We start from the raw sequence: 12231 nt of genomic DNA on the forward strand, positions 1-12231 counted from the left end.
CCAAAGACTTTTTTATGAAAATATTACTCGGACGTTCAGCATCTCAATTTAAAGCAGGGCTTATCGCAGGGTTCATTATCCTTTTAGTGAGCTCTCCGCTGTATGCTCAAACTCAGCCTGATCCCCGTGGTTCCTTTCTCAGATCGCTTGCTATTCCCGGCTGGGGTCACTATTACAACGATTCAAATAACTGGACTCGAGGTAAAGTGCATCTCGGTGCAGATATCATTATGATTGGCTCTTATTTTGGTCTTAATGCCAGGGCATCAAACCTTGAAGGGCAATACCACACGTTTGCTCAGCTAAATGCAGGGGTCAGCATTTCCGACAGAAGCAGAAAATTTCAGCTGGCAATAAGCCAATATAACAATCTTGAAGCGTATAATGATTTTCAATTGAGAAGCCGTAATTGGGACCAGCTTCTTGACGATACCCGGGAAAATCGCTGGCAGTGGGAATCAGAGGAAGATCGTGAACGCTATTCTGATCTTCGTGAAACCAGTGACCGGGCAAGAAATCAGCTTCCCGCCATTGCAGGCCTCATGGTTGTGAATCGCGTTCTAAGTGCCATCAGCGCCTATAGACAAGCCCGGGATATGACAAGCGGCCCTGAACTTACATTGCTGCCGGCATTTAATGACAGGTTACATTCAGGAATTATCGCTAATCTATCATTTAAATTCTGATGGCGGATCGCTGGAAACTCGTGTTTGAGTATGACGGCACTGATTTTTCTGGCTGGCAGCGACAGCCGAATGCAAGAACGGTTGAACAGGAGATTGAAAAGGCTTTTTCAACTCTTTATCAGAACGATATAGACATCATAGGCCAGGGGCGAACCGATGCCGGTGTTCATGCCCGGGGCCAGGTTGCTCATGTTGACCTCCCTTCTAAATTCACCTCAAATAAAATTATTCACGCAATGCGCGGCCTTCTGCCGAAAGATATTGCGCTCCTTGAAGCCGAGGTAACCCAGCACGATTTTCATGCACGATTCAGTGCCACCGAAAGAAGCTACAGCTATTCAGTCTTGAACCGGCCCAGTCCGCTGATGCGAAAACGAGCATGGAGCTGTGGATATTCGCTCGATCAGGATCAATTAGAGGGTATGGCGGAGATGGTAAAACACACACGTGACTTTATTAATTTTTGTATTCCTGATGAGGATCAGCTTCTAACAACGGAGTCCACAATTAACGTGAGTTGCTGGAAAATGAATAACGATGTACTTACATACACAATCAGCGCTAATCGCTTCTTAAGGCATATGGTGAGGCGCCTGGTTGGGTCTATGGTTCAGGTTGCCTCAGGTCGGAAACCAATGGCATTATTTGAGGAACTGCTTGATGGTAACCAACTTACCCGAAAAGGGCATTCAGCTCCGGCTCGCGGCCTATATCTGGATTCTGTGTCGTACTAAAATATTTGAGCTATCATTATAATAGATGTATGAAAAACACAGATAATGAAATAATACAGTCCGGTAAGGCATCATTTAAGATTGAGGTGCCGTACAAACTCATTGAATCCGGCACGAAACAGGCCCCTAAACCTCTTATCGTATACCTTCACGGATTTAATCAAACCGAAAAGAGTTTCCGTAAAGATTGCAGGAATCTGCTTAAGGTACACGCGTATCACCTCTTTATTCAGGCTCCATATCCTATTTACGACCGAAGCCGGGAAAAACCGGTTTCTGAGTGGGGGAGATCGTGGTATTTATATGATGGAAGTCAGGACCAGTTTCTTCGATCAATGGATCATGCATCCCGGTTCATCGGCCAGATCATAACAAAAACGATAGATGCGACAGCGGCAACCCGCACTGCCATTCTCGGCTACTCTATGGGTGGCTACCTGGCCGGCTATCATGCTATTAAATGGCCGGAGCATGTTCAGGATCTTATTATTTGCAGCGCCCGGTACAAATCAGAGCTGCTGGAAGGGGAATATGAGAAAATAAATCACCAAAGCATTTTAGCTTTACACGGAAATGCCGATAAGAAAGTTGAATCAAGTCCGCAAAGAAACGAAATAGAGGGTTTGAAGCAGCATGGCATAGATGCTACGTTTGTAGCACTTGCTGATACGCACAAATTTTCTCAGGCATTTATAGAGAAAATATTGGATTGGCTTAACGATAAAGGCTATACTTGTGACCCAATATAGCTTTTTATTAAAATTTCTTTAACTTAGACGGTTGAATAAGACCACCATTTGAATCATTCTTATGACTGCATCAACAGACGAAAAAAAAGCAATGAGTATCCTCGTAGTAGAGGACGATCCAACAGTTCGCACACTGGTTAAAGCTATACTTGAACATAAAGGTAATACCGTGTCGATTGCTGAAACGGCTGAGAAGGGTGAAAAACTCGCTTTCTCAGACGAATTTGACATGATTGTCCTTGATTTGAGACTACCCGACGGCAACGGATACGACGTTTGCGCGAATATCAGGGAACAGGGAATTGTAACTCCTGTCCTTGTCTTGTCAGCCGAGCATGAAACGGACGTAAAGATTAAAGTTCTGAACGTTGGGGCTGATGATTATCTAACCAAGCCGTTCAATAGTGAAGAGCTGATGGCCCGGATTGACGCCATTGCCCGGCGCAGCTCAAAAGAGCTTGAAAAAGAGCTCTCCTGCGGCGATATGAAGGTTGACCTTATCAACCGGCAGATGACCATTAAAGGTCATGAAGTGCCTCTCACGAATAATGAGTTCAACCTGCTCGTTTATTTCATGAAAAACAGGGATAAAGTAATATCCCAGGAAGAACTTGCTGAGAATGTCTGGGATATTCACTTTGATACGCAGACAAATTACATCAATGTGTATATCAGTTATCTGCGTAAGAAAATTCGTGAGTATTCTGAATACGAATACATTGAGACGATTCGTAAAAAAGGATTTCTCTTCAATTCGCACTCTTCAAAAAGCGAGAAGCAGAAGTCTTAACAAAGTCTGGCCCCCGATAACCATAAATTGAGGATTACATCTTTTCAGATCCTCATCTCCACCGTTATCCTGATGATGAATACTGTTGATTTATCTAACAGTTTACTCTACGACTATGGATCTACATCTACACCAGATCATTGGATTTGTGTGATTAAAGATCTGTAAAAGTGTCTCTTCAAAACTCCAGTCAGTAGCAGGGTAATCTTTCCGTTCACTCACCAAAATATAAGTTGAGACTCGATCAAGACGAAACGAGTCAGTGCCACGTTTGAGTTGAGATGCGGTGCACAAGAACGGTAAGTTGAATAATGAACTATTTGGCGCCGCGGGAGACTACTCTTTCTGGCGGTGTAGAACAGGCTGCTACACATAACTGAGTTATTCACGCCGCCCTTTCTACTATAAAAGCTCTGTCATTTCGGGTAAGAGAACCGACAACCGACTGTGAACGCATTGAGAGATTTCCCCGTGCTGGTATCCATTTTAACAACGGGTTCTAATAACGACTTCCGATAACATGGAGATTTCATTCCGCTACGCTACATGGGGAAAAGATGAACTCCGCGCACTCTCTCCGTTCGTTTGGTCGAGATGACAAGTTCGCGATGAGGGGGATGCCCGGCGCGCAAGACACAGAACACGAACTAAGTTTTTTGCCGCGCCGTGTGACAAACTATCTTGGCGGCGAGGTCCAAATTTTTGCAAGAATAGAAGTGTGATATGCCGCCCACTTCCATCCAAAAACCTTGTCATATCGAGCGCCTAATTTTGCCCAAAAACGGGGCAACACTGATTTCAGAGGTGACAGAACAAGTGGAGGTGTCGTAGATGAAGCCGAGCTTTTGAATCCTTGAAATCTGATCAATAACGACACTTTTTTACAAACTGTCACCGGTAGCCCCTAATTTTGCCCAAAAGCCGGGCAACACCATTTAAGAAGTGACAGCGTACGTACCCTGATTCAGGGATAGTATGCGATTTGCGGTGGTGAGTAGTATGCGGTCTTCCGGGTAGACTTAACGCTCAAAACGCACATACTCAGGCCATGATAAATCCACGGATTAGATCATCTGATCCCCCTTCGACTGGATTGGTTTCTTCTGCGAAATAAACTGCCTCGGGGAACTTGAAACGCCTACCTTCTCATACCCCGCACTATGCGCCGAAGAACCACGGCGCTTGTACGGGGCTATAATATGGGCCGCCCCTGCAGGGGCTTTTTGTTTCGCACAGGCGCGAAACCGTTTATAAATTTTCAAATGTTTAGATTTGTGTTCAAAAAAATAACATCGTTGTCTAAAGCCTAAAGCAATACTTTTTACAAACTGTCATTGTAGGCCCTAATTTCGTCCAAAAGCCGGGCAACACCATTTGAAAAGCGACAGGATTGATTCTCCCCTTGAAGAGGGGAGTAGTCCGCCAGCTGGCGGAGGGAGGGGTGTCCAGTAAGTTAGTCGAGGTTTTAAAAAACTGTCACTGGTAGTAAGAGAACCGTCAACCGACAACCGACTGTGAACGCATCGAGGGATTTCCCCGTGCTGGTATCCATTTTAACAACGGGTTTTCATAACGACTTCCGATAACCTGGAGATTTCATTTCGCTACGCTACATGGGGAAAAGATGAACTCCACGCACTCTCTCCGTTCGTTTGGTCGAGATGACAAGTTCGCGATGAGGGGGATGCCCGGCGCGCAAGACACAGAAGACGAACTAAGTTTTTTGCCGCGCCGTGTGACAAACTATATTGGCGGCGAGGTCCAAATTTTTGCAAGAATAGAAGTGTGATATGCTGCCCACTTCCATCCAAAAACCTTGTCATAAAAGAGCGAAGCACTGGTGATTTTTCCCAAGGGATGCCTTCGGCGCCGGTGAGTAGCCGAGATATCTCCTCGTGCCGGGAATCCATCTTGAACAAAACTCTTTTTCAAGCTCCTTCCAGAAACCGGAATACCGCGGGTACTCACCCTCTGTCTCCTTCTCTAACGGATAGAGAGGGAGGACGTTGAATAAGTTCAGGAGTAAGCAAATCCGGCAATGAACCGACCTTTGCAAATAACTCAGTTGTTCTGTTCAAGCCCATTATAATTAGAACGCCTTGTAATCTCGATTAAGAGAATCCTCAGCGGATTGTGAGCGCACCGAGATACAAAGTCTCTTCAATACTCCCTCATGCCGATGACTGGGAGATCTTTCTGCTCTGGCGAAAAGCACGCTTCCGATACCTAGCCTTTTTGGGGACAGGCAGAATGACGGGAGGTGTAATTGGGAGGGAGGTAGTCTTAGTAAACCCGGATTATTCACGATGATAAGCGTAACCCAATGTAATGCACTAAAAATATTACACATATATAAAATGGATAGTAGTCCAAATTTGGGCTACATGTATTGCGGCGAAATTTTGTCGGGAGCAAGGCGTAAGGATAAAAGCGGCGGAAGAGTACCTGACGTACTCAGAGTACGCTTTTTTCCATACAACGAAGCCCCCGACAAAATTTCTTGGTGAATAATCCGGGTAAAACTTGTCTTCTGCAGTCGAGAAAAAGAACTGTCAAGCGACCGGGAAATCGGCCCCATCAACATCGAATACTCCGGATATTAACCCAACAAAAAAGGCATGATTCATTTCAGATATCATGCCTTCATATCGAACTAAAATTTCTGTTTACGCTATCCGGGATTTAGTCCATCGAAGCTGGATTGTTTTTGGCGATCTCCTGGTACATCAGGTATTCTTCTGGTGTGACGTCTGCGAAAAGATAGTTGAGAGGATCAATCGCATCGCCATTCAGGTATACTTCATAGTGCAAATGAGGACCGTTGGTGAGGCCGGTATTCCCGGAGAAAGCAACCAGGTCGCCTCGTTTTACTTCACTTCCGACGCGAACGCCATCTGCATAGCCCGAGAGGTGAGCATAACGGGTCTCAAATCCAAATCCGTGATCAATAATTAACAGATTTCCGTAGTTTCCATTACGCTTTGCATACTTCACAACGCCATCACCGGTTGCAAAAAGGTGAGTGCCAATATCAGCTCTGAAATCGATTCCGGAATGCATTCTTTTATATTTGAACACCGGGTGCACACGCATCCCAAATCCGCTAAGCAGAATACCTTCAAGCGGACGAATGGCGGGCACGTGCTTCAAACGTTCCTGGTTGTCATTGTAAAAGTTTTGAATTTCATCGAACGACATCTTTTGCACATTAATCCGCCGTTCTAAATTGTCGATTCGGGATGCCGTCCACTTTAAAATTTCAGATGCGTCTTCACTGTAGAGCTCAAACTCGGAATAGATATCAGCGCCGCCAATACCTGGCTCACGTTTTTCTTCGGGGATAGATTCCATTCCCAGAACAGACCGATACATTTTGCTATCCATTTCGGCTATTCCATCAAGCTGTTCTTCTAGAGTGAGGATAGATGTTTTGGTGTTTTCGAGATGACTGGTCAGGATCTGATTTTCAGCTTTTAAAGCGAGTTCGGCTGGAGTACCAACGTTTTGAGATAGAACCGCAAGACCAATGCATGCAAAAATAACGCTGCTAACTAGCCAGATTGAAAATGTGTGTAAGTACCGTTCACTCTTGCCGTAAGCAACCGGTACAAATTTGCACTGATCATCATCGTAAATAAAATGTTCGTGTGTAGCCATTGTACATTCCTTACCTAAAGATAAAAGCCAATAGAAAGATAGAGATTCTCGGTGATATATTAAAATTTTCTAACCTTCTATATACAAGAGTATCTCGGAGCTTATTTGTTACTCAAAATCTCCTTCAAAATACTCAACTGCCCGTTCAGGCATCTCAGGGCTGAATTTTTTCTTAGAAATGTGGGAATGGATTTTATTTTGAAACTCCTCTGCGGCGTCATACCCGTAATGTTTGAGCAGGTAGTTCATGGCAATAACTTCTGCAATAACAGTGATGTTTTTTCCGGGTGTGATGGGGAGTTTAATCAGTGGAATGGATGTGTCGAGAATATCAATTGTTTCGTTGTCAAGGCCGGTGCGTTCAACATCTGCGGTCTCTTCCCAAAGGGAGAGTTCAAGAATTACTTCAAGCCGCTTTTGGTATCTTATAGACCGGATACCAAACATGGACATAACGTTGATGATACCCAGCCCGCGGATTTCCATAAAGTGCTTGTTCATTTCGGTGGCAGAGGCGATAAGGATGTTGCTCTTTTTCGTGAGCATCACAATATCATCTGATACAAGCCGGTGTCCTCGTTCAACCAGGTCGAGTGCTACCTCACTTTTCCCAATACCTGATTTACCCGAAATGAGAATACCTATTCCGTACACATCGACCATAGTGCCGTGTATCATGGTTTGAACAGCAAAGTAATCCTGCAAAAAATCCCGCAGCAACATCATAAATTTGGTGGAATTTGCTGATGTGTAGGCTACTGGAATCTTGTGATTACGGGCAATTTCCAAAAGATCATCATCCAGAGTGTTCCCTGCCGTACAGATTATGACGGGAATATCGAATTCTGCCAGTTTTTTAAACGCTTCAGAACGTTCTTCTGCGGAAAGGTGCTCAAGATACTGGGATTCGGTGTTCCCAATGACCTGTACTTTTTCAAATGTAAAAAGCTCCAGGTAGCCCGCCAAAGCCAGTCCCGGCCGATGAAGATCGGCACCTGTCACGAATCGCTGATCCGCGAATTCATCTCCTTCTACGAGCTGAATATCAATGTTTAATTTTGAATTCAGACGGCTTATGAGATTATCAACCGATATTTTTTCTTTACCGGGAATTGGCTTTTGGTTTTCTAGGGGCATGGATGGCCTGTTTACTGTCGATCGAAATGTTTTGCTTTATATTTACGGATTTGCCGGACCGCGGTGTCTACAGCACCATTTATTGCCTGCTCATAGGAGGGAGCCTCCTCAGATACGTTTATTAATTTCTGGGGGACTTTCACGTTAAGTTCAGCTATATACGGATTTTCGTCATTTTGACTAGGCTGGAGAATGACATCACAAACAATAATTTTGTCAATGAATTGCTCCAGTTTCTCGACAGCATCGAGGCTGTACTGTTTAAGGTCCGGACTTGCATCAAAATGTCGTGCAGTGAAAGTGGTCTTCATAGATAACTCCTGTACTTATTGTTCCGCCCGTGGATGGGCTTGATTATATACGTTCTTCAGATGTTCAACGCTGGTATGCGTATAAATCTGAGTTGATGATAAATTGGTATGCCCCAATAACTCTTTAATAACCCGAATGTCGGCACCGGCGTCGAGCAGGTGGGTCGCAAAACTATGCCTGAGTACGTGGGGACTTTTTTGTGATATTTCACTTACTTTTTCAATAAACGATTTTACCAGTCGCTGAACAAATCTCGGATAGATACGCTGCCCGCCAGGTGCAATAAAGACAGCTTTTTTTGCATCTGCATCCGTTTTAATCCCAAAAAGTAAATATCGCGTGTTTAAATGTCTTTTTAATGTATTAAACGATTGTTTTCCTAATGGAACAATTCGTTGTTTATTGCCTTTTCCCTGTATGAGTATCTGTTTTTGTTTGAAATTCAGATCCTTTAAACTGAGCTGTACTAATTCGCTGAGCCGGATACCTGTTCCAAATAACAACTCCAGGACTGCAAGGTTTTGATGATCACTTGGCTCCTCGCCATCTGCAAGCTCCATCATACGTTCAATACCCTCCGGGTTTACGGTCTTAGGCAGGCGACTTTCTTTTTTAGGAACGAGCAATAAATGGGCCGGATTCTTTTCGATATGGCCTCGTTTGTAGCAGTATTTAAAGAACGAACGAAGCGAAGCGACTTTCCGGGCAATCGTATTTCGGGCTAATCCCATCTCCGAGAGTTCCCCAAGCCATAGCCGAATATCAAGTCGGGTAATGGCATTTATATCTGCTGCAGCACTTCTTGTTTCATCTGATGAATTCAGGAAGTCAACAAACTGGTTTATATCTGTTTTGTAGGAAGTACGCGTATGTTCAGAACTGTTTCGTTCGATCTTTAGATATCGCAAAAATTTCTCGACAATTTGTTCCATCTGAAAATGTTAAGCTATTGTAATAAAGATACCAACTTATTAAGAACCAACCGTAAATTTTTGCAACATTTAAACCTCGCGATCTTTCCATATGGCTTTGCGCCCCAAAAGGTGATCAACAATTGAATTAAATGCCAGCCTTTGAAACCATAACACGCCTAAGGGATGAAAAAATCCATATAATGGATTCCATCGAAACCAAATGGCTAATATGAATCGATGCAAAAGTATCAGAGTTATCGAGCCAATAGATACAAACGTAAGCGCGTGGCTTTGCATATAGATGGAGTAGGGTAAAGTAAAAAAAGGAAGTACAAACACGATTATGTGAATCAATCCCATCAAGATAAAAACCGGCATAAATCGGTCGAAACCGGCAAAGAAGTTTTTTCTCAACCCTTTAAATATCTCCTGTTCCGAGCGGTACATTCTGCAGCGAATGGAATTAATTCCGGTAAACATTCGAAGTGTAAGTCCCTTTGATTTTGCGTGCTTGGCAAGCGCCACGTCTTCTACCACCTCATTTCTTACCGATTTGTGACCGCCGATTGTATTATAGGCCTCTTTTGTGAAACCAATACACTGACCGCAAGCAGCCGCAAATTTCGGTGCGATGTGTTTTCTGAGAAACTTCGGCAGCCATCGGGGCGGCCGGTAGACATAAACTGCCGGAAGAAGGGTGACAAGTGCATAGTAGATCAGAGGTACTACCGTTTTCTCCCAGAAGCTCTTGAGCTCCTGTTCCGGCCAGACGGTTATCATGTCGAGCGCATAGGTTGAAAAGGCATTGACTGTGTGTTGCACCAAGCCGGGATAGGGGGCAGTATCAGCATCAAGAAATAGAATAATTTTACCGCTGGCATGATTAGCCAGCTGCTGACACGCCCATGGTTTTCCGAGCCATCCACGAGGCGCTTCAACTGCAGGTACTGAGATAAACGTGCCGTCGTATTCCTTTTTAAAACGGGATATGATTTCTGGAGTTGCATCGGTTGAAAAATCGTCCAGCACCAAGAGTTCAATGTTTGAGTATGATTGATTGACGATGGATGAAAGCAAACGCTCAATATTATTCTGTTCGTTTCGTGCAGGTACGCAAATGGAGACACGCGGGTCATCAATCGGCCGATCTGTTTCTGAGGCAAGAGGAGTGAATTCAATTCTGTTTCGCAATAGAACCACAGAGGTTAAAAGAAGAAATATCAGAGAAAATGATGTCAGCCAAAAAAGGGTTAACGGATCAGTCAAACGACGTTCTGATTATGTGATTATGCAGTTTATTATTGTAATTTGTTCCCGCGCAACGATTTTATATTAGTTAGCATTCATACACCGAATATGCAGATTTTTTCAAATCCAAACAGAGATGTATCTACGCCAAAGCCTACCCCCGGAAGTTATGAGTGGTGGTATTTTGATGCAATATCAATCGATAATCAATACAGCCTGGTTATTATTTTTTATGAAGGAAATCCATTTTCCCGGCGATATATTGATGCCATCCAAGATGGACAAAATGATCGGGCTGATGACTATCCTGCGATAAGTATTTCTATATATAAAGAAGATGAACCGATCTTTTATTCATTTGAAGAAGTGATGCCCGGTAACGCGGAATTTTCTTCGGATACTCCGTTTGGACGGGTAAAAGGAAACAGTTTCAAGCAGGTGCCATCAGAAAACGGAGCGCTGGCGTACCGGCTTAATTTGGATCAAATCATACCCAATGGCGATCGTCTGGTTGGAAATTTACGATTTGAAAGCAGTGATAAAGGACCATTTTCAGATGTAACTAAAAATGATGATCAAAATAACGAGTCGTTACATAAATGGAATCTTGTTCAGGCGAGAGCGAGCGTAAATGGTCAGCTCAGCATTGAAGGACTGCATCCCGAAACAATAAAAATAGCAGGAACCGGGTATCACGACCACAATACAGGTATGGAACCGATGAAGGAGAGCTTTGTAGACTGGTACTGGGGGCGGGTTCATTTTAATGGCAGTACGCTCATTTATTACCTGATGAATGAAGAAAAGGGGGTTGATAATCGTGCCTGGCTCATCGATTCTAACAATTTAGTAACCGAGATGAATGGTGAGTGCGAGTTGTCAGATGTTGGTTTGAATATGTTCGGGCTAAAATCTGCAAGGAAAATTGAAATGAACGCAGTTGACGACAGTTTTCTCATTCAGCAGGAAAAAACACTTGATGACGGTCCGTTTTATCAGCGATTTAGGAGCCGGATGATGCTGAACCTTAATGGAGAGTTGCATCAGGCGAAGGGAATCAGTGAATATATTTGTCCCGGCAGGATTCACATGAAGCTATTTCGCCCGCTTGTGAACATGCGAATTCAATATCCTGGTAAGGTGCACTGGGTTCAGAAGAGTCCGCGGTTATACCGATGGACGTGGTAGTTCATAGGTGCTTTTCCGACTATTTACTCTTGTGGGAAACCGAGGCCTTAAAATATTGCCACGAAGACACGGCGACACAAAGGAAATTACAAATAAGAATTACTTGGTGTACCTTTGGGCCCTTGTGGCTTGGTGGCTAAAAGATTGATTGACTATAAATGCTTATCCTGCTTTTACTTATGATCAGGCAACTATTTTTGGTTAAATCATGGTTTGTCTCATACACTTAAACATTAGCTCAACTTCCGCAAAATCTTAAAAATCAGTCTCAATTACCTTTAAACAACGCTCTGTAGTGCTACATCCATCTGGATAAGCTTCCCGTTCAGCTTTCCATCCCAAACCGCATCTGAAGGCATTTAGGTTCATAAGGATACTAAAAAGCAATTATACCAAATACCACAGATAACCAAAGCACCAGAGGTGCGACATATCCGGTGTGCCGAAAGTCACTGCGCAGCGGGGGCTTTGGGTTAAGAGCAGGCATTAAATTTGAGAGCGCCGTAGGTGCGGTATATCCGCGCCCTTGCGAAATTACCAACCCATCTTTACCCATATATTATTTTATTGAATCCGATTCAGACGATCTGTTCGAATTTTATAACTGAGGTTGAATTCAGATTACGAATGATGACGCAACTATGGCGCTTCTTTTCATTCTGCCTTCTTTATACCCCACGGAAATGCTGCGCATTCCCGTAGGGCTACGGCTATGCCACCCCGAAACGGGGCTGGTTTCATCCCTGAATAGGTGAATTCCATTCTTTTTGTCTGTGGTCTAAAGGTTTAATGAAACTTATTTTGTAGCCACTACAT

General features: G+C 43.8%; 10 protein-coding genes. 5 read left to right on the forward strand and 5 right to left on the reverse strand.

Going from position 1 to position 12231, the window contains the following annotated elements; all coding sequences use genetic code 11:
- Window positions 1-14: 14 nt before the first annotated feature.
- The 4 genes from AABW11_RS04875 (at window position 15) to AABW11_RS04890 (ending at window position 2959) form a co-directional block, all read left to right on the forward strand.
- Window positions 15-686: a hypothetical protein gene (locus tag AABW11_RS04875; RefSeq protein ID WP_340103663.1), complete on the forward strand. Its 672-nt coding sequence runs from the start codon at window positions 15-17 to the stop codon at window positions 684-686.
- A complete protein-coding gene (gene truA / locus AABW11_RS04880) occupies window positions 686-1420 on the forward strand; it encodes a tRNA pseudouridine(38-40) synthase TruA (protein ID WP_340103664.1) in 735 nt (244 codons plus the stop codon). Before AABW11_RS04875 ends, truA begins: the two co-directional genes overlap by 1 nt.
- A gap of 29 nt (window positions 1421-1449) precedes the next feature.
- Window positions 1450-2169 (forward strand): alpha/beta hydrolase, encoded by a 720-nt coding sequence (locus AABW11_RS04885; RefSeq protein WP_340103665.1) that lies wholly within the window; start codon window positions 1450-1452, stop codon window positions 2167-2169.
- A 61-nt stretch (window positions 2170-2230) separates the two neighbouring features.
- A complete protein-coding gene (locus tag AABW11_RS04890; RefSeq protein ID WP_340103666.1) occupies window positions 2231-2959 on the forward strand; it encodes a response regulator transcription factor in 729 nt (242 codons plus the stop codon).
- A 2682-nt stretch (window positions 2960-5641) separates the two neighbouring features.
- Here the strand turns inward: AABW11_RS04890 and AABW11_RS04895 are convergent.
- The 5 genes from AABW11_RS04895 to AABW11_RS04915 all read right to left on the reverse strand — a co-directional run bounded on the left by AABW11_RS04895 (window position 5642) and on the right by AABW11_RS04915 (window position 10245).
- On the reverse strand, window positions 5642-6616 hold the full coding sequence (locus tag AABW11_RS04895) for a M23 family metallopeptidase (protein ID WP_340103667.1): 975 nt from the start codon (window positions 6614-6616) through the stop codon (window positions 5642-5644).
- A gap of 108 nt (window positions 6617-6724) precedes the next feature.
- Window positions 6725-7753 carry an HPr(Ser) kinase/phosphatase gene (gene hprK, locus AABW11_RS04900; RefSeq protein WP_340103668.1) on the reverse strand — a complete coding sequence of 343 codons (1029 nt, stop codon included), beginning with the start codon at window positions 7751-7753 and terminating at the stop codon, window positions 6725-6727.
- Between the two features lie 11 nt (window positions 7754-7764).
- Complete coding sequence (hpf, locus tag AABW11_RS04905) at window positions 7765-8064, reverse strand: ribosome hibernation-promoting factor, HPF/YfiA family (RefSeq protein ID WP_340103669.1); 300 nt, start codon at window positions 8062-8064, stop codon at window positions 7765-7767.
- Between the two features lie 15 nt (window positions 8065-8079).
- The gene (locus AABW11_RS04910) at window positions 8080-8997 is read right to left on the reverse strand and encodes a tyrosine recombinase (RefSeq protein WP_340103670.1); all 918 of its coding nucleotides are present in this window, start codon (window positions 8995-8997) and stop codon (window positions 8080-8082) included.
- A gap of 69 nt (window positions 8998-9066) precedes the next feature.
- Window positions 9067-10245: a glycosyltransferase gene (locus AABW11_RS04915; protein WP_340103671.1), complete on the reverse strand. Its 1179-nt coding sequence runs from the start codon at window positions 10243-10245 to the stop codon at window positions 9067-9069.
- Between the two features lie 90 nt (window positions 10246-10335).
- Between AABW11_RS04915 and AABW11_RS04920 the strand changes: the two genes are divergently transcribed.
- A complete protein-coding gene (locus tag AABW11_RS04920; RefSeq protein WP_340103672.1) occupies window positions 10336-11415 on the forward strand; it encodes a hypothetical protein in 1080 nt (359 codons plus the stop codon).
- Window positions 11416-12231: the final 816 nt, after the last annotated feature.

The sequence above is a fragment of the Rhodohalobacter sp. 8-1 genome (genome assembly GCF_038150125.1).
Taxonomy (GTDB): Bacteria; Bacteroidota; Rhodothermia; order Balneolales; family Balneolaceae; genus SW132.